This window comes from Bacteroides cutis (assembly GCF_900241005.1).
GTDB lineage: Bacteria > Bacteroidota > Bacteroidia > Bacteroidales > Bacteroidaceae > Bacteroides > Bacteroides cutis.
In genome coordinates, this window is sequence record NZ_OEST01000009.1 from 38,126 (window position 1) to 60,996 (window position 22,871).

At 43.7% G+C, this 22,871-nt stretch carries 14 protein-coding genes; 5 read left to right on the forward strand and 9 right to left on the reverse strand.

Annotated features, from left to right (window positions below; genetic code table 11):
• Positions 1–12: 12 nt before the first annotated feature.
• Entirely contained in the window at positions 13–3,156 is a 3,144-nt protein-coding gene (locus tag C1A09_RS15335) for a SusC/RagA family TonB-linked outer membrane protein (protein WP_245875059.1), read from the reverse strand.
• A gap of 960 nt (positions 3,157–4,116) precedes the next feature.
• Between C1A09_RS15335 and radA the strand changes: the two genes are divergently transcribed.
• A complete protein-coding gene (gene radA, locus C1A09_RS15340; RefSeq protein ID WP_101545993.1) occupies positions 4,117–5,484 on the forward strand; it encodes a DNA repair protein RadA in 1,368 nt (455 codons plus the stop codon).
• 25 nt (positions 5,485–5,509) lie between these two features.
• Entirely contained in the window at positions 5,510–7,132 is a 1,623-nt protein-coding gene (locus tag C1A09_RS15345; protein ID WP_101545995.1) for an NAD(P)/FAD-dependent oxidoreductase, read from the forward strand.
• Here C1A09_RS15345 and C1A09_RS15350 read toward each other — a convergent pair.
• The 5 genes from C1A09_RS15350 to lpdA form a co-directional block, all read right to left on the reverse strand.
• Complete coding sequence (locus C1A09_RS15350) at positions 7,129–7,632, reverse strand: flavodoxin (RefSeq protein ID WP_101546083.1); 504 nt, start codon at positions 7,630–7,632, stop codon at positions 7,129–7,131. The two genes, C1A09_RS15345 and C1A09_RS15350, sit on opposite strands and share 4 nt — an antisense overlap.
• Before the next feature lie 22 nt (positions 7,633–7,654).
• On the reverse strand, positions 7,655–9,691 hold the full coding sequence (locus C1A09_RS15355) for an alpha-ketoacid dehydrogenase subunit alpha/beta (protein ID WP_101545997.1): 2,037 nt from the start codon (positions 9,689–9,691) through the stop codon (positions 7,655–7,657).
• Positions 9,692–9,710: 19 nt separating this feature from the next.
• Positions 9,711–11,036, reverse strand: coding sequence for a dihydrolipoamide acetyltransferase family protein (locus tag C1A09_RS15360; protein WP_101545999.1), 1,326 nt, complete (start codon positions 11,034–11,036; stop codon positions 9,711–9,713).
• Between the two features lie 66 nt (positions 11,037–11,102).
• The gene (locus tag C1A09_RS15365) at positions 11,103–11,855 is read right to left on the reverse strand and encodes a lipoate--protein ligase family protein (protein ID WP_101546001.1); all 753 of its coding nucleotides are present in this window, start codon (positions 11,853–11,855) and stop codon (positions 11,103–11,105) included.
• Positions 11,855–13,204 carry a dihydrolipoyl dehydrogenase gene (lpdA, locus tag C1A09_RS15370; protein ID WP_101546003.1) on the reverse strand — a complete coding sequence of 450 codons (1,350 nt, stop codon included), beginning with the start codon at positions 13,202–13,204 and terminating at the stop codon, positions 11,855–11,857. The genes C1A09_RS15365 and lpdA overlap by 1 nt, the downstream gene beginning before the upstream one ends.
• Before the next feature lie 413 nt (positions 13,205–13,617).
• Here lpdA and C1A09_RS15375 point away from each other — a divergent pair, with 413 nt between their 5' ends.
• A complete protein-coding gene (locus tag C1A09_RS15375) occupies positions 13,618–14,241 on the forward strand; it encodes a response regulator transcription factor (protein ID WP_101546006.1) in 624 nt (207 codons plus the stop codon).
• A 77-nt stretch (positions 14,242–14,318) separates the two neighbouring features.
• The gene (locus C1A09_RS15380; RefSeq protein WP_101546008.1) at positions 14,319–16,781 is read left to right on the forward strand and encodes a TonB-dependent receptor; all 2,463 of its coding nucleotides are present in this window, start codon (positions 14,319–14,321) and stop codon (positions 16,779–16,781) included.
• Positions 16,782–16,785: 4 nt separating this feature from the next.
• On the opposite strand, the gene C1A09_RS15385 is transcribed toward C1A09_RS15380, so the two are convergent.
• From C1A09_RS15385 to metA, 3 genes are all read right to left on the reverse strand, one after another.
• On the reverse strand, positions 16,786–17,709 hold the full coding sequence (locus C1A09_RS15385) for a hypothetical protein (RefSeq protein ID WP_101546010.1): 924 nt from the start codon (positions 17,707–17,709) through the stop codon (positions 16,786–16,788).
• A 91-nt stretch (positions 17,710–17,800) separates the two neighbouring features.
• On the reverse strand, positions 17,801–19,654 hold the full coding sequence (locus C1A09_RS15390) for a peptidase U32 family protein (protein ID WP_101546012.1): 1,854 nt from the start codon (positions 19,652–19,654) through the stop codon (positions 17,801–17,803).
• Positions 19,651–20,568, reverse strand: coding sequence for a homoserine O-acetyltransferase MetA (gene metA, locus C1A09_RS15395; protein WP_101546014.1), 918 nt, complete (start codon positions 20,566–20,568; stop codon positions 19,651–19,653). Before metA ends, C1A09_RS15390 begins: the two co-directional genes overlap by 4 nt.
• Positions 20,569–20,909: 341 nt before the next feature.
• On the opposite strand from metA, the gene C1A09_RS15400 reads away from it, so the two are divergent.
• Positions 20,910–22,832 (forward strand): fimbrillin family protein, encoded by a 1,923-nt coding sequence (locus C1A09_RS15400; RefSeq protein WP_101546016.1) that lies wholly within the window; start codon positions 20,910–20,912, stop codon positions 22,830–22,832.
• Positions 22,833–22,871 lie beyond the last annotated feature (39 nt).

The following is a 22,871-nucleotide window of genomic DNA, read 5'->3' on the forward strand; positions in this document are numbered from 1 at the left end:
TTTAATTAAAGTTTAGAAATTAGCATTGAACCCTACGGAGAATACACGATTGAGCGGATATCCCGAACCATCGGCATAATTTTTATTCTTTTCAGGATCCCACAGTTTGAACGGGCTGAATTCCAACAGATTGTTACCTGCCACATAAAAACGGAGTGCCTTAATGAAAGACTTTCCAAGTATACTCTTGGGCAAAGAATAACCTATTTCCAGACTCTTCAGACGCATGAACGAGCCGTCGCGTAACCACCAAGAAGAATCCTGGGAGTTATTGGAAGCACCCGGACCGCCACTACCGCCGCTAAGCCGTGGATAAATGGCATTGGCATTCTGTTCCGCCGTATTGGTAGACATCCATACTTTACCATATATATCTGAGTTCAAAGCCCCACGTTCAGCATTACCTGACGAGAACGGACTACGGATAGACGAACCGTTCAAATAGAAGCTGGTACGAGCCACTCCCTGGAAGAACACATTAAAGTCCCAGCCTTTCCACTGGGCTGTTGCACCAAAGCCATAAGTAATTTCCGGTAAATTAGTATACCCCAAAGCTACTTTATCCAAATCATCGATTTTACCGTCACCATTTGTATCCTGATACTTAATATCACCCACGCGATATTCACCGTAATTCTGAACAGGGCTGTTGGCAATTTCTTCTTCACTTTCAAATAATCCAAGAGCTACCAAACCGAAAGGTTGAAGATAACCGTCTGAACCGAAAGGCTTACCTATTTTATTTTGGTATTTATATTCCCAATCGGGCTCGTCATTATTCTTTAATTTGTTACGATTGTAGGTAAAGTTTCCGCGGGCGGTAACCAATACGTCCTTAATCTGATGGGTATACTCAATGCTGGCATCAAATCCTTGATTTAATGTCTCTCCCACATTAACGTAAGGAACAGTAGATATACCTACAATGGCAGGTAATCCGGCACGTTGCAAGAAGATACCGACACGTTCTTCACGGAAATAATCGGCCTGTACTTTCACCTTGTTAAATAAGGAAAATTCAACACCGGCATTCAGTTTCTTGGCTTCTTCCCAAGAGACTGTCAGATTTTCCACCTCACCGGTAATAAGGCTGCTACCACCATTACCACCGGTATTACCATAGTTCCAACTACCTCCGGCCACAATACTCGACTCATAAGCCCATCTTCTGTTACCCCCGATATTATCGTTACCTACCTTTCCGTAAGAACCTTTCAGCTTCAACATATCCACTACCTTAGTGACGGGTTCAAACCATTTTTCATTGGAAACCATCCACCCCAAAGCAAATGCCGGGAAAAAGCCGAAACGATGACCACGGGCAAAGTTTTCAGAACCATTGTAACCCATATTCACTTCTGCAAAATAAGTATCGCGGAAGGCATAAGTAAGACGGCCAGCTATACCTTGGTTCTTATAAGGTAATGCGGCATCGCTACTACCGGCCTGAGTTTTTGTATGGATTTTATGATTGTAAAGAAACAAAGCTCCCACACGGTGCACGTCATTGAACAGACGGTTATAGTTCAACGAACCCTCTACGTAACGTGTCATGGTTCCATCACGTCCTATACCGAAAGCCAGATTTTCGCTACCGGTGTGTACAGGCACCTTAATACCATCCAGTTCATCATACCTCAAGGTACCGTCTTCATTACGTCCACGGGCATGATAGTAAGAGGAAGTCTTTGAGCGACGTTGTATTGTTGTATTCCAAGCATCCCAAGAAAACTTGATATTGGCGGTCAATCCCTCCAACGGTTTCCACAACGCACCCAGATCCTGGGTAACACCGATAAGAGACTGTGCAGAGTTCCAGAACTGTTCGCGATATCCGGAATGCACCAACAGATTCCAAGGATTAAAACCGGAGTCGGTAGAAGGTCCCGAAAGCGTACCGTCAGAATATTCCACCGGATAAGCATTGGGTGAAGTCAGGAATGTGTATGACCAAATATCATTGTCATTGTCGCCGGCACCGGGGCCGAATGACTTCTCGTAAATATTCGCCAGATTGAAGTTCACCACCGTACTCTTAGTCAGGTTCAAGTCCACATTCGCACGGAAGTTGAATTTATTATAACGGATAGAAGAATCGTAACCATAAATATTTCCGGCATTCTTGAAAATAGAACTTTCGTTGTAGAACGAACCGGAGATATAATACTTCACAATGTCGCTACCACCTGTAATATTCAATTTTACATTCTGATTGGCAGCCGTATTCTTGAACAAAGCATCAAACCAGTCTACATTAGGATAGAGATCCGGATCACTTCCATCACGATATTTCTGTATTTCAGCCTGGGTATAATACTCTTTTCCGTAAGCCTCGTTATAAAGTTCAGCCCATTCTGCGGAACCCATCATTTGAGGTTTCTTGGTAGGCTGGGTAAAGCCGAATTCAGTACGCACATTAATCTGCGGTTTACCTACGGTACCTTTTTTGGTAGTAATCAATATAACGCCATTAGCACCGCGTACACCATATACAGCCGAAGCCGAAGCATCTTTCAGAATGGAGAAAGCAGCGATATCATCGGTATCCACCAAGTCAAGGTCACGTTCAATACCGTCTACCAGAACCAGAGGAGTGGTGGTTCCCGTGAAGGAAGATACACCTCGGATATAGAAATCGGCAGCACTGTTCTTGCCCGGTTCTCCCGAACGGCTCATAGAAACAATACCCGAAAGCTGTCCCGCCAGCGCATTTGAAATAGACGACCCCGGCACAGTCAACTTACTAACATCCAAAGTAGAGATAGCACCTACCACACTCTCTTTCTTTTGGCTACCATAACCAACGACCACAACTTCATCCAGCACTTCCGTATCAGGCATCAGCGTAATGTTTATTTGCTTTTGATTATTAACAGCCACTTCTTGCTTCTTATATCCGATATAAGAAAACTCCAATACGCCTCCTATACCTTCTATAGTAATACTATACTTACCGTTTATATCCGTAATAGCACCTGTAGTACTATTTTTCAGATAAACAGTTGCTCCAATAGCCGGTTCATTAGTGTCACCAGTAATTACCGTACCGGTAATGGTCTGTTTCTTTTGCTGTTGCACTACTTCCACAGCATCCTTATCTGTCACATTAGCAAGGACAGTGACAGGCGTAAAGAAAGAAAGGAGTAAAAATGTCATCAAAGCCTTTGGCCTTGAGCATCGTTGTCCACAAACAATTCGTAAATTCATTTTAGGTCTGTTACATTAAATTAAACACATGTTTTAAGAAAAGATTTATTTTTCACAGTAAGAAAGCTCTTCATTCCATAAAATAATCATCTCAAGGAAAGAGAAGACATTTAAGTTCTCTTGGAACTTATAAACTTATTTTATCTTTTCTATCAGATATTCATGCATTCTTCCTCTTACATACGATGATACATTGAATATAGTTACTTCACAAGAATACTTTATTTATGATATTACATTCGGGTATAAATCGAGTATCCGATTGGACTTTATAAAGGAGAACGGTAATTCAGTCAATATAGGTTCGTAGTGAAGAAATACAGGCTATAATGTATCAACTATATAATTATCATCTCAATGAAAATATATGCTAAAATAATTAATATTCTATAAGACTGATACTACTGTCCATCGGCATATGTATTTCTATAACAAAGAATATATCTACGGACTATTTATTAAATATTTCATATATAAAAGATATATTTATCGACAAACAAGAGATATATACCGATATTTTTGTATATTTCATAGATATATTACAAGAAAAATAAAGTATATATATTTATATCCAAATCTTTTTAAATAGTTAAATAATATAAATACAGTAAGAATATGTTTATTTTCCTTTCATTATTTAACTGATCTTAATATATTTGTACCGCCTTAAAGTTCTAAATGCATTAGATATTTGAATAAATCAAAAGCCTATGAAGAATAATCTTAAAGAAAAACATTATCGGCATATTCCTTATGCCAAGTTTCCAACCCTTAAGCTCATAAGTTCCAAGAGAACTTTGTTACATTTCCCCGCATGAGCTTCTTTTCAAAAAGTTTCTTTCCATTCTTCGTACCCTCTGCTATGAAAAATCGTACCTTTGGCAATCATTATTCAATGGATACTCAACTATGGCTAAAGAAAAGACGGTTTATGTGTGCAGTAATTGCGGACAAGAATCTCCCAAATGGATAGGCAAATGCCCGTCATGTGGAGAGTGGAACACATATGTAGAAGAGATTGTACGAAAAGAGATAGTAACCAAACGCCCCATATCGGGTATAGAAACAGTTAAACCAAAGCCTGTAACATTCAATGAAATCATAGCTGATGAAGAACCGCGTATCAATCTGCATGACGCTGAACTGAACCGCGTACTGGGTGGCGGATTGGTACAAGGTTCTTTGGTACTGATTGGTGGTGAACCGGGTATTGGAAAGTCGACTTTAGTACTACAAACCGTACTTCATATTCCTGAAAAACGTATTCTCTATATATCCGGTGAAGAAAGTGCCCGCCAGCTTAAATTGCGCGCCGATCGCCTGACAAACACCTCCAGTGACTGTCTCATTGTCTGTGAAACATCCCTCGAACAGATTTATGTGCATATCAAAAATACACATCCAGACTTGGTTATCATTGACTCCATCCAGACTATTTCCACTGAAACGCTCGAATCTTCTCCGGGCAGTATTGCCCAGGTCAGGGAATGCTCCGCCTCTATTCTCCGTTTTGCCAAAGAGACGCATATACCGGTCATTTTAATCGGACATATCAATAAAGAAGGTAGTATTGCCGGCCCTAAAGTACTGGAACATATTGTCGATACTGTTCTTCAGTTCGAAGGCGACCAACATTACATGTACCGCATTCTGCGCAGTATCAAGAACCGCTTTGGAAGTACTGCGGAACTGGGTATTTATGAAATGCGACAAGACGGATTGCGACAAGTAAGTAATCCATCCGAACTTCTATTAAGTCAAGACCATGAAGGTATGAGCGGCGTAGCTATAGCTTCCGCTATTGAAGGCATCCGCCCATTCCTCATCGAAACGCAGGCACTGGTCAGCAGTGCAGTATACGGCAACCCGCAACGTTCTGCCACCGGTTTCGATATCCGTCGAATGAACATGTTACTGGCTGTACTGGAAAAGCGTGTAGGTTTTAAGCTTGCACAAAAAGACGTATTTCTCAATATTGCCGGAGGATTGAAAGTAAATGATCCCGCCATCGACCTTGCCGTCATCAGTGCTATCTTATCGAGTAATATGGATGCGGCAATAGAACCGGAAATATGTATGGCAGGAGAAATCGGCCTTTCAGGAGAAATCCGTCCGGTAAACCGCATTGAACAACGTATCGGTGAAGCGGAAAAACTCGGCTTCAAGCGGTTTATATTACCGAAGTATAATTTACAAGGGCTGAATAGCGCAAAATTAAAAATAGAGTTAGTACCGGTGCGGAAAGTAGAAGAAGCATTCAGAACACTATTCGGATGATTTTTATCTCTAAAGACAAAGAACTATGATACAAGAATACCAACTCCGTGTATTGCCCGAAATAGCGGCAAACGAACAACGCCTGAAAGAATATCTCGTTTTGGAAAAAGGATTAAATTTACAGGCTATTACCGCAACACGTATACTGAAGCGGAGTATCGATGCACGCCAACGAACCATCTTCGTTAATCTTAGCGTACGTGCTTACATCAATGAACTGCCGAAAGAAAACGAATACCAACCTATTATATATAATAATGTGGAAAGAAAACCACAAGTCATAATAGTAGGTGCCGGTCCCGGAGGACTGTTTGCCGCATTGCGGCTTATCGAACTTGGCCTGCGTCCTGTCATCGTGGAGCGGGGTAAGAATGTGCGTGACCGTAAAAAAGACCTTGCCCTGATCGGACGAGAACAAACCGTGAACCCGGAATCCAACTACAGTTTCGGAGAAGGTGGCGCCGGAGCCTATTCAGACGGAAAGCTTTATACCCGCAGCAAAAAGCGCGGAAATGTGGACAAGATACTGAACGTATTCTGCCAACATGGCGCCTCAACTGCCATACTCGTAGACGCCCATCCACATATAGGTACAGATAAATTGCCGCGTGTCATTGAAAACATGCGGAATACAATCATCGAATGTGGCGGAGAGGTACACTTCGAGACCCGTATGGATGCTTTGATCATTGAAGGCGACGAAGTGAAAGGCATCGAAACCAATACCGGAAAAACCATCCTTGGCCCCGTTGTCCTGGCAACCGGCCATTCTGCCAGAGACGTTTATCGCTGGTTGGCCACCAACCAAGTAGAGATTGAAGCCAAAGGGATTGCCGTGGGGGTCCGTTTGGAACATCCCGCCGATCTGATAGACCGGATACAATATCACAATCGCAACGGACGGGGCAAATACCTGCCTGCCGCTGAATACAGTTTCGTAAACCAAGTAGACGGACGAGGTGTATACAGCTTCTGTATGTGTCCGGGTGGTTTCGTAGTTCCTGCCGCCAGCGGTCCACAGCAAATTGTAGTCAACGGCATGAGTCCCAGTAGCCGCGGTTCCCGTTGGAGTAACTCAGGAATGGTAGTGGAACTCCGTCCGGAGGACTTAAATGACCAAGAATTAAAAATTGACAACAAGGAATTAACTATGCAGCATGAAAGCACAGTACATTCCCAATCTTCCATTCTCAATGCCCAATTAAACATGATGTTCTTCCAGGAGGCCCTGGAACGTCTTTGTTGGCAGCAAGGCAATATGAAACAAACGGCACCCGCACAACGAATGACTGATTTCACCCAAAAAAAACTTAGTTACGATCTCCCTGAGAGTTCATACGCACCGGGGCTGGTTTCTTCTCCCTTGCACTTCTGGATGCCGTCATTCATAGCTAACCGGTTAAGTAAAGGTTTCCAGCAATTCGGAAAGTACAGTCACGGTTTTCTGACAAACGAGGCAATCCTGATAGGAGTAGAGACAAGGACTTCCGCCCCAGTCCGCATACTGCGAGATAAAGAAACCTTGCAACACATCCGGCTGAAAGGTCTGTTCCCTTGTGGAGAGGGAGCAGGATACGCCGGAGGTATTGTATCAGCAGGTATCGATGGAGAACGATGTGCGGAAGCTGTTAAAGCTTACATGATTTAGAACTCTTTCTTTAATAGTACGCACCACTCCTTAATACGTCTATCAGTCATCTTCGACTGGTTCTCGATATCAATCACCAGTCCGCACCATTTGCCGTCGCGCAGAGCCCTGGACTGATTGAAAGAATAATCATCCGTAGGAGTAAAGCCTACGAGAACAGCCCCCGCTTTCTCGAAGGCTTCTCCCAAGATACCTAAACCATCAGCAAAATTATCGGGATAATTCACCTGATCGCCCAATCCGAACAGAGCGACCTTCTTTCCTTTCAAGTCCAGCGCCTCCAGTTCGGGTATCAACTCGTCCCAATAAGTCGGCAATTCACCGTCAAACCAAGTAGATACACCGATTATCAAGTCTTCATACGCTTCGAAGTCGTTTCCCCACGCTTTCTCTACCGGAATTATATCCATATTCTCCGCACCGAACGTCTCGCGGATTTTTTTCGCTATCTGTGAAGTTTTCACGGCATTAGCCGAATAAAACAATCCTATCTTCTTCATACTGTTTACTTTTTTATAGTTATTAGAATTCCAATAACTTTTTAGCAGCTTCATAAATCTTGTCTCCATCCGGCAGAATGGCACGTTCCAATACCGGGTGGAAACCCACCGGGGTAAAGGTAGCCCCAACCCGCTGAACCGGCGCATCCAGATACTTGAACAAATCGGAACCGATACTTGCAGCAATCTCGCCGCCAAAACCGGCAAACACCTTATCCTCGTGTACCACCAACGCCTTACTTGTCTTTTTCACCGACTCGTAAATTGTCTCCTTATCCAGCGGTATCAAAGAACGTATATCGATGACTTCCACACTCCATCTGCCCTCTTTCTCCAAGCGTTCCGCCACATTCAGGCAGAAATGGGTAGTATTACCATAAGTAATGATACTCAAGTCGGAACCTTCCCGGCGGATGCGTGCCTTTCCAAAGGGGACTTCAAAGTCTTCGGGAACGACGGTTGCCGCATCTACCGAGTTATACAATGCCTTCGGCTCAAGGAACAAAGTAAATCCACGCGAGCGCATACTTGTACGTAACAATCCCGCAGCATCATCGGCAAAAGACGGACACACAATCCTTGCACCGGGCAAAGTGGCCAAAGCTCCCTCGATATTTTGCGAGTGATACAAACCGCCACCGATATACCCACCGGAAGCCAGGCGCAAAGTCACATTCGGAACGAACTTACCATTACTGCGCCAATACTCATGCGTACACTCCACATATTGCTCCACAGCAGGCCAAAAGTAATCGGCAAACTCCGCGCCCTCTATCACTACACGTATTTTGGGGTCGTAACGGCTCATGCCGTTTGCTGTTCCCACGATATAATCCTCAGCGATAGGCGCACTGAACACACGGGCTTCCCCAAACTCCTGTTGCATGCCTTTCGTCACATTGAACACGCCCCCCTTATCCTTATTGGCAACATCCTGCCCCCAGATAAAGGTATCCGGATTATGACGGAACTCCGCTTTCAACGTCTCATTGATAGCGTTCACCAAGAACTTCTTCTCACCCTCCGTCTCGTTGTGCGTTCCATCCTTATACTTCCTGGGCTCATACGGTTCGGGAAGTACATAGTCAAAAATGGTTTTCGGGTCAGGATCCGGCGCAGCAAGCGCTTTACGGTTTGCAGCAGACAAGTCTTTTCTGGCTTTTTCTTCTATCGTTTTCAATTCCTCTTCAGTAAGACGTTTGTAGCGCAACAACATCCGGCGAAACTTCATCAATGGATCAGCTGCCTTCACGTATGCCAATTCTCCCTCATCCCGGTACAAGGTATGTTTGTCCGAATTAGAGTGCGAACCGATACGGACACAGTTGGCATGTACAATGACCGGATTGCGATTGAGCAACGCATACTCTTTGGCTTCTGTCATGGCATTCATCGAATCGAACACATCCTTGCCGTTGCAGTGAATGATTTTCAAATTCTTGAAGCCCGAGAAATTGTCGGCAACCTTACGTGCAGCCGTCTGATCTTTCTTCGGGACAGAAATGCCGTAACCATTATCTTGCCAGACAAAGATTACCGGTAGTCGTTCCAGACTGGCACCATTGACCGCTTCATACACAAATCCTTCGGAAGAAGCCGACTCGCCGTGCGAAGTAATAACCACCCCCTTGTGACCATAGTAAACCATGGCACGTGCCACACCGGCCGCATGCAGATCGTGTGTCCCCGTAGCCGAAGATATGTTCTCGATATGCCATTCGGGTTTCGCAAAATGGTTGGACATATGCCGTCCACCACTACCTGGGTCAGTAGCCTTAGAAATACCGTTCAATATCAGTTCTTCCACAGTCATTCCGGCAGAAAGAGCCGTCAGCATATCACGGTAATAAGGGAAGAGGAAATCTTCGCCTTTAGTAAATATCTGCCCCATAGCCAGCTGGATACCATCGTGTCCGGCATAAGGAGCATGATAAGACCAGCCCAGGGATTGTAACAAATAAGATGGGGCCTTTTCGTCCAGTGCACGCCCCAAAGTCATCAGGTAATACCACTTCTTCAGGGTTTCCACATCCGTGGTCTTTATATCATATTTCTTCATGATGTGATTGTTTTAATGTTTATTCTTTCCAGTTTTCAAGGTACTCTTTAATGAAGTAGAGGAATTTTCCTCCCAACGAACCATCCACCACCCGGTGGTCGTAAGACAAAGACAGATACATCTTGTGGCGGATAGCTATCACATCCCCCTCGGGAGTCTCGATAACCGCCGGTTTTTTCTCAATCACCCCTACTCCCAAAATCGCCACTTGCGGCTGGTTGATGATAGGCGTACCGAACAAAGACTTGAACGTACCGAAGTTGGTGATCGTAAACGTACCTCCGGAGATATCGTCCGGCATCAATTTGTTGATACGGGCTTTGCCGGCAAGCCCGTCAATGGAGATTGCCAATCCGTTCAGGTTCAGCCGGTCTGCATCATGTACCACCGGAACTATCAGGTTACCGTCATTCTGCGTCACGGCAATACCGATGTTGACATGCTTCTTATAAAGGATATTATACCCTTCTACCGACACATTCACCTGCGGATAAGCAACCAGCGCTTTCGCCGTAGCTTCGGTGATGGCAGGCATGTAGGTCAGCTTCACCCCTTCGCGTTTCCGGAAAGCTTCTTTATGCTCTTCGCGCCATTTCACCAGTCTGGTCATATCCACCTCAACCAGCGTAGTAACGTGTGGAGAGGTATGTTTGGACATCACCATGTGGTCGGCAATCATCCGGCGAACACGATCCATTTCTTTCACCTCTACCGACGGATCATTAGGAGCTACGGGACTTTGCTGTGCAGCAGATGATGATACGGTTTCTGAAACAGGTTGAGGAGCAGATTGCGGTTTCGAAGCAGAAGCACCGGCAGTACCTTGCTGTTTTTGCACGATATACCGTTTGATGTCTTTCTTGCTCAACCGCCCCTGATATCCCGTTCCGGGAACAGTATCCAGTTCTTCTTTCTGAATTTTTGCCTCGCGAGCCAACTGAAGGACAACAGGAGAATACCAGCGTTCATCATCAGACTTCACAGCCTTAGCCACCGGTTGCCCGGAAACAGAAGCGGAAACGGATCCAACAGCAGATGTAGATGTAACCGTATCCGCAGCAGATACCCCGGCAGATACTTCTTCCGCAATTTCCTCTTCTTCCCCGCCAATATCCACCACAGCAACCACCGTACCGACAGCTACCGTATCACCTTCCTTAAACAGGATTTCCACCATCTTTCCAGCTACCGGGGACGGTATCTCGGCGCTGACTTTGGCAGTATTTACTTCAAACAGCACATCATCCTCTTTGATGACGTCTCCCACTTGTACCGACCAGGAAATAATAGTCCCTTCGGTTATACTTTCGCCCAACTTGGGCATCTTTATTTCAAATCTTGACATATCGTTAAGTTTTAGGTTTCAGTCCCACTCTCATATAAACAAACATTTAATAAATAAGGTTTTAACTTAAGTAAAACTTAATATCACCTTATTGAATATCCACTCCTCGCCGGCATACTTCTGCTGCCTTAAACACTCTATCGCCTTTAAATCTTCACCGGTAAAGCGATATATCGAATTTCCCGCTTCCTCCAGAAACGAATGGAGCAACAACCGCATGAAACGCTTGATGGACATGGCAGGAGACAGTAGTCCGCTGAGATTAGTCACCTCGCTCGGCACGGAAGGCACGGCATGTACCTTCTTCCGAGAACCCGGCAACCAGTTTTCCTCCTCCGAGTTTCCACGCAAGGCAGCATTCAGTTTATTCAAGTCTGTGGAATACAGCAAAGTACAATGATACATTACACGGTTCTTATGGATGCACTGAGCACTGCCCGATATCTTCCGTCCACCCACATAAATCCCCATCCGCTTATCGGCATAAGCATCAATCCCCATCGTTTCAAGGAAATCGACTGTCCGTTGCAGGTAATATTCAAAGTCTGGACGCTCCACGGTTTCGATAAAGCTGAGATTGATATTCCCTTCATCATGATAGACCGCACCACCACCCGAGAAACGACGAGCCAACGCAATACCATTCTGCCGGAGATACTCTTCATCGACCTCTGCCTGTACACTTTGATGTTTCCCTATCACCACCGAAGGCGCAGATTGCCAAAGCATGAAAAAGTTATCCCGTTTCTGTTTCAAAAGATATTCCTCTGCTGCCAGATGAAAATGGACATCCGTACAACGGTTGTCTATGCAGAACATTACGCAAAGAGTGTTTCGTGGAAAATCTCGCCCACCGTGGGATGCGGGAATACGCTCTTCTGGAATTCCTCTACCGTATAACCATGCTGCACGGCAATGCCCGCTATCACAATGAGTTCCGACGCCGGATTGCCCAGCAGATGACAACCTATGATATGGTCACCGTCATCCAGTATCAATTTACAAAGACCATTCGCTCCTTCATTCTCGGCAACGAAACGCCCGGAATATACCATCGGCAGTTTCTGCACATGATAGCTGACACCGGCGGCTTTCAGTTCCTCCTCCGTCTTGCCCACACCGGCAACTTCAGGATTGGTATAGACCACACCCGGGACACAATCGTAGTTCATCCGGTCTTCCACATTCAAAATATGGTTAATGGCAACTTCGCTCTCGCGGATAGCCGTATGTGCCAGCATAGAGCGCCCGGTTATATCTCCACAGGCATATACCCCGGGATGGGAAGTGAGCATATGCTCGTCCACCTTCACGCCGTTATGCAGCAGTTCGATGTTCAGCCTGTCCAGCCCCACTTGTCCCAGATTGGCCTTTCGCCCTACACTTATCAACGTCTTTTCGGCTTCTATCCGAGAAGTCTTACCCTCCCTTTCAATAGTAACCCCCGTATTGGAGACTGCGGTCACTTTGGTATTCAGGTAGAAGTCAACACCCCGTTTCAAGTAGTCCGAGCGAAGCATTCCACTGGTTTCCTTATCCATTGCCCCCAGAATTTCGGGCATCATCTCGATGACACTGACCTTTACTCCCATACTATTAAAGAAAGAAGCAAACTCCATCCCGATGACCCCTCCGCCGACAATGGCGAGCGACCGAGGAAGTACTTTACTTTCGAGCGCTTCCTTTGAAGTCCAGTAATCGGTTTCGGCCAGTCCCGGGATGGGCGGAATGACGGTATCGGAGCCGGTACATATCAACAGATAAGTCACTTCATACCTCTCCCCTCCTGCCGAGATGCGGAACAGCCCGTTTTCCTCGCCCTCAATCACGGCTTCCTGTTCCACAACGGCAGTACCGTATGAGGTGACCGTCATCTTTACACCTCCCGTCAGCATCTTCACGACTTTATCTTTCCGGCCTATAATCTTCTCCATATCAAAGGCAGGAGCATCGGGTAGAGATATTCCATATTTGGAAGTCCCCTTCATGCTGTCCCACAACTTGGCAGAATAGAGTAATGTTTTAGTGGGAATACACCCTTCATTCAGGCAAACGCCACCTATGGTCTTCTTTTCAAACAGAACAGTCTTCAAGCCGCCTGCCGCCGCACGTTCGGCCGCTGTATAACCGGCAGGCCCCCCGCCGATTATGGCTATATCATATTTCATAACGTTAAGGTTTTAAGTTAATTATAAACTGAATAACAAACAAAAGACGGTCAGAGTTCTATGTTTATATAAAAATCGTTCAATAAGACTATCTGTGGTATTCGATATAAAGAGAAAACTTTCGCTACTTTCATAAAAAACTTCTTCGTTATGGCTTACAAAATCTCTCATCATCCATAAAATTCTATATTCGCAGACTAAGAATATAAAATCTTAAGTTGCGAATAATAATTCTAAGCTTAAGTTTATATATTCTTAATCAGCGTATAAAAATTATCATAAATAAAATGGAACTTTATACTTAACAAAGAGGAATTTAAAAATAAAGAATGAATAACTTTTCTCTTTATATCAATACCACTGTATCATAACACAAAAATTATCCGTACTTTTGTAGCAAACAAATTATCCTTATGACAGCTCCCGAAATAGCAATCGTCGCTCCCAATACATTGACTTGTATAGGTTTGCAGAACCTTCTGGAAGAAATTATCCCGATGGCTACTATTCGTGTGTTCCACTCTTTCAGCGAGCTGATGGACGATACACCCGACATGTACGCCCATTATTTTATTTCTTCTCAAATCTATTTTGAACATACCGTGTTCTTTCTACCCCGCAAGCCAAAAACAATTGTATTGGCAAGAGGTAATAATCAGCCTCAACTGTCGGGAGTGCCCACACTGAATATTTATCAGGACGAAAAAGGTTTGGTGAAGGATATCCTCCAATTGCATCAGTACGGGCATCATCATGGACATCCGGGCACGCAACCGGATGGTAACCACCCGGGCATGTCTCCTCATGCCCACACCAATGCAGCCAGTGAGCACGACCTGTCCGCACGCGAAATAGAAGTACTGGTGTTATTGACCAAAGGTTTCATCAACAAGGAAATAGCCGACAAACTGAACATCAGCCTAACCACCGTTATCTCACACCGTAAGAATATTGTAGAAAAACTGGGCATCAAATCCGTATCGGGCTTGACTATTTATGCCGTGATGCACGGATATGTGGAGGCAGACCGGATATAAATTGTAATATCCTCATAAATTAGGATTGCATAGACTGAAGATTTCGCTTTCCTTTGCAAACGAAATAAAACCAGTTTATGAACACATATAAAATCATTACCCTAATTCTGACTGTCCTGTTTGCCGGTAACGTATTGGCGGAAGACCTGGATACGCTGAAAGTAGTAGACGTGGAAGAAGTTCTCGTCATTGCAGCACCCAAAGAAAACAGGAAATTACGTGAACAGCCTACTGCCGTGACTCTACTGTCGCAAAAAGACATGCGAGCCACGCAGGTCGGTTCCATCAAGAACCTGACGGGACTTGTGCCGAATATGTTTATCCCCGATTATGGTTCACGGCTGACTTCGGCGGTTTACATCCGTGGTATCGGTTCACGTATCAACACGCCTTCGATCGGACTGTATGTAGACAATATCCCCTACATTGACAAGTCTGCTTTCGATTTCAATTATTCCGATATCGAACGTATCGATGTATTGCGTGGCCCGCAAGGTACACTGTACGGACGCAACGCAATGGGAGGGCTGATAAAAATTCATACTAAATCGCCATTCAGTTATCAAGGTACGGACTTACGTATGGGAGCAGCCACGCATAATGCTTACAATGCATCGGTGACACACTATCATCGTACCTCTGAACGGTTCGCTTTCTCCACAGGAGGTTTTTATGACTATACGGGAGGTTTTTTCCGTAATGCCTTTCTGAACAATAAGAAGGTAGACAAAGGACAATCTGCCGGCGGACGCTTCCGTGGTATCTACCTGCCGGCGGAAAACTGGAAAGCGGATCTTAATATCAGTTACGAATATAGCGACCAAGGGGGATATCCTTATATCTACACAGGTAGCGTAAATCCTGCCGTTCAAAAGGAGGAGTTGAAACCCTATATCGGTACCATCTCCAACAATCAGGAAAGCAGTTATTACCGGAACTTGATGAATGCGGGGTTAAACCTGGAATATCAGGCATGCAACTTTACGCTGAGTGCCGTAACGGGTTATCAGTTTCTGAAAGACCGCATGTTCATTGACCAGGACTTCACGGCAGAAGATATTTATACGCTGGAACAGAAACAGCGTATCCACACACTGAGTGAAGAAATTGTCATGAAAAGTAAAGGTAACCGTCGCTGGCAATGGGCAACGGGTGTTTTCGGTTTCTATCAATGGCTGAACACAAGTGCTCCCGTAACCTTCAGAGAAGGTGGAATGAACATGCTGGACCGTATGCTGGGCAGCGTGATACCTTCTAAGATAGAAGTTCCCATGGGACCGGGAATGAACATGAACATTTTGCCGTCTTTACAGATTAATGGGGACAATCTGCCTATCAACGGCGATTTCGATACGCCGTTGATGAACGGTGCATTATTCCATCAGTCTACTTTCAGGGATTTGTTCAGATTGAAAGGCTTGTCGTTCACAGCCGGGTTGCGTCTGGATTATGAGAAGATGAGGATGGATTATAATTCGGGAACGGCAATGGGATATACGGTAGGTATTAAAGGTGAAATGGTGCAAAACGGTCAGGTTATCAGAGAGATACCAATGATGCCCGAAACCGCCCTGACCGTACAGTCACGTTATCAGGGTTCTATCGAAAAAGATTACCTGCAATTGTTGCCGAAATTCGCCTTGCAATATGATTTCAAAAATAATTTGGGAAATGTGTATGCTACGGTCAGTAAGGGCTACCGCTCAGGAGGATATAATATCCAGATGTTCTCTGACTTGTTACAATCGAGTTTGAAGAATGACATGATGAAACAGTCTAAAGATGAAATCATGCCTCATGTACCGGACCGGTTCAAAGAACTGGTTGACGGATATTTTCCCGATGCAGGAGAAAATCCGGATGCACGCTCGGCAACGGAATACAAACCTGAGCAAACCTGGAACTACGAAATAGGAACTCACCTGAACCTTTTTAATAACCGTTTGCGTACTGATGCCGCTCTCTTCTGGTTGGAGACACGCGACCAGCAAATTTCGCGCTTTGCCGGAGAAAGCGGATTGGGGCGTGAAACGGTAAATGCAGGAAAGAGCCGTAGCCTGGGAGCCGAGATTTCTCTTGCCATTGCCGTAACCACAGATTTCACGGTAAACGCCAACTACGGATATACGTATGCCACCTTCAAAGACTATGTAACCAATGCCCGTGTAAACGGAAAACTTCAGGAAATCAGCTACAATGATAATTATGTACCTTTTGTTCCCAAACACACATTGACTGTGGGAGGACAGTATATCTTCCGTATCAATCCGGGACATTGGTTAGACCGTATCCAGCTGAATGCCAACTATACAGGTGCAGGGCGCATCTACTGGACAGAAGGAAATACCGTCAGCCAGTCTTTCTATGGAACATTGAACGGAAGAGTATCTTTTGAAAAAGGCAATGGCGCCATCGCTCTTTGGGTGAAAAATATGCTGGATAAAGATTACGCCGCTTTCTATTTTGAAAGTATGAGTAATGGGTTCTTGCAGAAAGGACGTCCGGTACAGGCAGGAATAGAGTTGAGGTGTAAATTCTGAAAGATTATTTATTGATAGCCCCGCAATGCGGACACACTCCTTTCGCTTTCAATTTCTGCCCACAGTTGCCACAACGATAGCGGGAGGTGGATAATGAAATCCGAAATCTTCTGTAAAATACGTATATAAAAACAGCCAAGAACAAGTAACCGATGTATATGTGGGTGGTCAAAATAAAGAAGAAGTAACAGAAGATACAGCAAGAGGCGAGACCTAAAAGATAGAATACTGCCGCTGCGGGAGTGAGCTGGCGAAAAAGGTCATCGAGCACCGCTAATAATACCACAATGAAAAGCCATAGGCTTAATAAGAAAGCTGACAAGATGAATGGGACTTTGAAAGGTGACAAAGTGGGATTGAAATAAAAGTGCTGCCACGTATCGGGTACAAAGACTTGGATAGATTCATAAATCGTGGCGCTAAATGCCATAAGCAGGCATAGCAACAAGGGGTATACGCTATCGATATCATTGAAATAGACCATTCTCAATTGTTTGCGACGGAATGCACGGAATAACCAAACCGCCACGAACAATGCAAAGACAACAATGAAGTAGGAAGCGTGGGTATCACTGAACAGATAGATGGATTGCGATATGCTATCTGTAGGCACAAAAGAGTGGATCATATCTGTTTCACGGATCCAACCTTGTATGTCTTGTGTATGGGCAAGTTTTACCCAAACACTATCTACACTGTCCTGAGGATGAATGGCAAATTCGGCCACTACTACACGATCGCCTTTATAGAGCATGTTATAGCAGTCTTTCACCGGCAAACAAGCCAGACTTACGGAGTCGTTCCGAACTTCAAGGTTGGTATTCCAGGTGTAGTGGCGTTCATACAGATAAGTCAGAGAATCGCGGGTCTTGGCACTCAGAGTTTCATCCTCAAGATTAGGGCGAGGATAATGGCAGGAAGAAAACATAAATAAGAATCCTATCATCCAGAAGAAAGGAAACAAAAGAGTATGTAGCCGTAAAAATTTCATCCTTATTTATTTTTCTTTTTTATTACCATTATTCTGTCACCACTTTCATCTGGCAGTGCTTACAATCAAAATCCAAACGGAAACGCTTACCATCGGCCGCTACAAGATAATAGGGTTCACGATAGGGAGATCGTAGCTTTTGATGTGTAGGACACCAACCCATGCTATAGCGTAGACAATGTTTGCAAAACATAAGTACCGCATTCTGAACCGGTTGCTTTTCGTAGGCAGGTTCTACAGACAATACACCATGCGACAAATAAAAGCTCTTGGCAGCCGTGTTCATTACATTACCCAAATAAGTCAACGAAGTCATAGGAAATGCATGTCGGGTAGGTTTCCAAACGGTCAATTCCCTACGATAGGTAATGCGACGGACAGCTATCAGCTTCTCTATGACTCGACGACGCCAATCAGCTATTACGGATGCCGGAATAAACCAGTTCTGTGACAATTTGAGTACAAGACCGGAAGCTTCATCTGAAACGTTGTTTACGACTTCGAACGGAGTATTTCCCAATTTGCTCAATTGGGTACGTAGATTTTCTGCTTGCGGAGTACGTGCCAATTCCTTTGAATAAGGGAATGACAGCGTTACACGGTTATCATCCTCGTCTGTAGCAGTTAAAGCAAAGCCCCAAGAGGTGTCTGATAGTTCCCAGTTGACTGCAAGTTTTCGTTCGGAAGACTTACGGACAAGAATACGTTCGAAATCCTGATCGAAATTACGATAAAGACGGGTACGAGGTTTGATATGCGGCACTTCTCCTGCCGGATAAAGCTTATTACCATCTACCCGATTAATACGAAATCCTTGCAGACCATTTTGTTCATCCAAAAAACATACTCCATCACCATTATGGAAAGGTTTCACACCGGCAACAGTAAGATAATTACCACGTTGTTCCTTCAACGTTCCCATTTCTTCGCCCAAGGACTTAGGGGTATCAAAGGAAGCAATATCCTGCCGACGACCTTGCAGAAAATAGTTCGTGAAGCCACGGCTGAAGCTTTTATCCAACTGAGGTTTAAAATCAAAATGGCAAGCTCCGGAAGAAGCACGAACATATTCTTTACGACGAGCAAAGATGGCATCCAACTTTTGGCGGTAGGCGGCAGTAACATTCTTCACATATGAAACATCCTTCAGACGCCCCTCTATCTTCAGAGAAGTGGCTCCAGCATCAAGCAAGTCTTCCAACACTTCACTTTGATTGAGGTCTTTCAAAGAAAGCAGGTGTTTGTCACGTACAATCGTTTTTCCATCAGCATCTATCAGATTGAAGGGTAAACGGCAGAATTGTGCACATTCCCCCCGGTTGGCACTACGGCCAAAGCATGCCTGGCTTACATAACATTGTCCGCTATAACTGACACAAAGCGCACCATGTACAAAGACTTCAAGTTGAGTCTCAGGACAAGCTTCATGGATCGTGCGAATTTCCTGCAACGAAAGTTCACGGGCCAATACTATTTGCCGGAAACCGGCGTCTGATAGGAAACGCACTTTTTCCGGTGTACGGTTATCCATTTGAGTACTGGCATGCAAAGGAATAGGTGGCAGGTTCAGACGTGTTATTCCCATATCCTGTACTATCAGCGCATCTACACCGACACGATATAATTCATTGATCATCCGTTCGGTCTCGACCAACTCCTCTTCTTTCAAAATGGTATTGACAGTTACATAGATACGTACATTATACAGATGGGCATATTTTACTAAAGCGGCAATATCTTCCAAAGAATTGATAGCGGCGGCACGCGCACCAAAACGAGGCGCGCCTATGTATACCGCATCTGCACCGTGGTTTACTGCTTCAATACCACATTCCAAATTCTTGGCAGGAGCCAAAAGTTCTATTTTACGTTGCCTGCTCATTCTATATCTTCAATATTATACGGAGTTTCCTGATACACGAAATAATTCAGCCAATTGGAGAATAATAAATTGGCATGTGCACGCCAGCGTACTAATACACCTTTATCCGGATCATCATCCACATAATAGTTACGAGGCATTTCAATGGGAAGTCCTTTACCCAAATCACGGCGATATTCCGTATCTAAAGTCAATGGAGAATATTCGGAATGTCCGGTTACAAAGAATTCACGTCCGCCACGGGCCACAACCAAATGCACGCCTGACTCTTTCGATTCGGAAAGTAGTGTCAGTTCAGGTACTTTCAAGATATCTTCTTTTCTTACTTCCGTATGGCGACTATGAGGTACAAAGAATATATCATCGAAACCTCGGAATATGGGATGCAGGGGAAGTAAAGTACGATGTTCGAAAATACCGAACATTTTCTGATCTAACGCATACTTGGGCACACCGTAATGATGATACAGTCCGGCTTGAGCAGCCCAACAAATATAAAGAGTCGAAGTGACGTGTGTACGTGCCCAATCAAAGATATCTGTTATTTCATCCCAATAGGTGACTTCTTCGAAATCCATTTGTTCTACAGGAGCACCGGTAATAATCATACCATCGTACTTCTCACCACGCATTTTATCAAAGTCGGTATAAAACGCTTTCATGTGTTCTATCGGAGTATTCTTAGATGTATGACTCTTGATTTTCATGAACGAAATTTCTACCTGCAACGGAGTATTGGATAGTAAACGCACAAGATCCGTTTCCGTTGTAATCTTTAACGGCATCAAGTTCAATATCACAATCCGTAGCGGACGAATATCCTGTTGAGTTGCGCGAGAGTTGTCGATGACGAAAATATTTTCCTCTTTCAGTAGTTCTATCGCAGGAAGTTTATCGGGTAAATTTAAAGGCATGACTTTGTTCTATGATTTAACTGATTACTATATACGATTTTAGCGTGTAAAGTTAGATAAAAAATCAGTGTGCTATGAATTATTTATAGAAGTTTTTATTGAATTATAGTCCTAAACAATATAAATTATAATACATTTGTCTTCACAAACGATAAATATGTGCCAAAAAAGAAGAACGAAAAGCACCACGGCATTAAGTGTACTGCCGAATGAGAAGCATTCAAAAGTGTAAATACTTTTCTATACCAACTATGGTTCTGTTCAGTCTAATATTTTGATACACAATTTTATGAGAATGAACCATAGGCAGAAATACATCTGTCTCATAAATAACACATGAAATGAAAAGAAATGCTTTAAAGAGAGAGGTATGTAAAATACTGTACGCAGTACCTATCAGTCTTGCTTTGATTAACACATCTTGTATCAACAAAATCGGAGACGACATCGAAGAAGGAACTATACCTATTTCGTTTTCCACAAAAATCAGTAAAAGTACAACAAAGGCAACCACATCTGCCTTTGAATTAGGAGATCGAGTAGGTTTATTCGCAATGTTGACATCTACTTCCTTAAATAACCAGCGATATATTGATAATCTTTGTCTGGAATGTGGAGAAGATGCACTATTGATACCTGAAAAAGAGGTGTTTTATCCGGAGGGCGATGCTACTTTGGATTTTATCAGTTATTATCCCTATCATAAAGAAGGAATATCTAATGGAAATTCTATCTTGAATATTTCGGTAGAAACTAATCAAAGCACGAAAGTCAAACACTCTGTTTCTGATTTTCTAACTGCAAAAGTCAACAAGGTACAAAGTGGAAACGAACCGGTAGAATTAACATATAAACATCAACTTGCCAAAATCAATATTACTCTATCGCCCAAAGAAGGTGAAAATGCAGATGACATACTGAAAGCTAATCCTAAAATCATTGCCACAGGATTTAATACACAAGCCTTGTACAATCTTCAAACTGGAAACATATCAGGATTGACAACAAAGGCAGATATCTCACCTTTCGGAAACTGGAAGAAGCAAAGTAACGGCACATTGTCAGGAAAAGAATTCATCATTATCCCTCAGGAAGACACAAACGGCGAACAGGCTTTCCTATTAGAATGGAACGGTAAATTATATACCTGCCCAATGCCGGCAGTCACAATGAAAGGTAATACAGAGTTTGAAATTTCTATCGATGCCATACAAGCTACCAGTCAAGTTCTAAACTGTATTACAAGTAGCATAAAGGCATGGGAATATCAGGAAAACGGACAAAGTGAAAATAATCATAACTTAACCGGTGTCCGCATTGCAGCATTGTCTTTCTCCACATCTGATGTATACAGAGTATACTATCAAAGTATGCCTGTCGCTGAGATATGTAAAGAGTATCTTTATTCGGCTAACAATATTGCTTCGCGCGCTATTGTTGTTTATCCGGTAGTGAATGAAAAGACTGATTTACAAAAAGGAGACGTATTACAATTACTGGATGAGAAAGGAAAGGTACATGGCGGTAACGTAAGTTGGGATACAGAAAAGAACTCACTGACCTATACGGCCGGAAACTCTGAAATCATTGAAAGCTTCTATATCAATGAAAATGGGAAAATCACTTTGGTAAAGCCCAATACTCCGACAACTATAAATGTTAGCAACTATCAAATAAGAGATATACGAAACGGGAAACTACAAACTTATCCTATCGTAAAGATTGGCACACAGTATTGGATGAAAGAAGATTTACAGGCAACTTATTATTTAGACAAGACACCGGTTACTTTCAAAACAAAGTTAGGTGAAGGAGCCGGTTACTTTCAGGACGATAACAAAACGCTGTTTTTCTATAATGGAGAAGCATTATTAAAGGGAGAATTAGCACCTCTAGGATGGAAGGTACCCAATAAAGAGGATTGGAATAAACTGATAACATATATCAACAACAGCGCCTCTACACTCAAATCAGGGATTTGGAAAACATTTAACGCCGAGCAAGAAATTTCTCCTGTTACTAACCTTAGTGGTTTGAGTATCCTGCCCAATGGACTATATACCGAAGGAAAAGACACAGGAACCCCCCTCCACGGTAATGCAGGTACTACTGCTGTCCATTGGATAAATGGAGACACCCAAGGAACATTAGCAGAAGATGGTATCCTCCTTATGGGCAATACAGACCTCGTTACTTTTGGCAGCAACAAAGTTAAAAATAAAGATTACTACCAAGCCTTTTCCATACGCTGTATAAAAGAATAGCCACTCAAAAAGGCATATCTCATTTCTTTTTCGTATTTT

Excerpts from the sequence above, each read along its gene's own strand:
- C1A09_RS15400 (WP_101546016.1), top strand. The coding sequence starts at position 20,910 with ATGAAAAGAAATGCTTTAAAGAGAGAGGTATGTAAAATACTGTACGCA.
- C1A09_RS15345 (WP_101545995.1), top strand. The coding sequence starts at position 5,510 with ATGATACAAGAATACCAACTCCGTGTATTGCCCGAAATAGCGGCAAAC.
- C1A09_RS15365 (WP_101546001.1), bottom strand. The coding sequence starts at position 11,855 with ATGTTCTGCATAGACAACCGTTGTACGGATGTCCATTTTCATCTGGCA.
- C1A09_RS15335 (WP_245875059.1), bottom strand. The coding sequence starts at position 3,156 with ATGACATTTTTACTCCTTTCTTTCTTTACGCCTGTCACTGTCCTTGCT.
- C1A09_RS15375 (WP_101546006.1), top strand. The coding sequence starts at position 13,618 with ATGACAGCTCCCGAAATAGCAATCGTCGCTCCCAATACATTGACTTGT.
- C1A09_RS15355 (WP_101545997.1), bottom strand. The coding sequence starts at position 9,691 with ATGAAGAAATATGATATAAAGACCACGGATGTGGAAACCCTGAAGAAG.
- C1A09_RS15350 (WP_101546083.1), bottom strand. The coding sequence starts at position 7,632 with ATGAAGAAGATAGGATTGTTTTATTCGGCTAATGCCGTGAAAACTTCA.
- metA (WP_101546014.1), bottom strand. The coding sequence starts at position 20,568 with ATGCCTTTAAATTTACCCGATAAACTTCCTGCGATAGAACTACTGAAA.
- C1A09_RS15360 (WP_101545999.1), bottom strand. The coding sequence starts at position 11,036 with ATGTCAAGATTTGAAATAAAGATGCCCAAGTTGGGCGAAAGTATAACC.
- C1A09_RS15380 (WP_101546008.1), top strand. The coding sequence starts at position 14,319 with ATGAACACATATAAAATCATTACCCTAATTCTGACTGTCCTGTTTGCC.
- C1A09_RS15385 (WP_101546010.1), bottom strand. The coding sequence starts at position 17,709 with ATGTTTTCTTCCTGCCATTATCCTCGCCCTAATCTTGAGGATGAAACT.
- C1A09_RS15390 (WP_101546012.1), bottom strand. The coding sequence starts at position 19,654 with ATGAGCAGGCAACGTAAAATAGAACTTTTGGCTCCTGCCAAGAATTTG.
- radA (WP_101545993.1), top strand. The coding sequence starts at position 4,117 with ATGGCTAAAGAAAAGACGGTTTATGTGTGCAGTAATTGCGGACAAGAA.
- lpdA (WP_101546003.1), bottom strand. The coding sequence starts at position 13,204 with ATGAAATATGATATAGCCATAATCGGCGGGGGGCCTGCCGGTTATACA.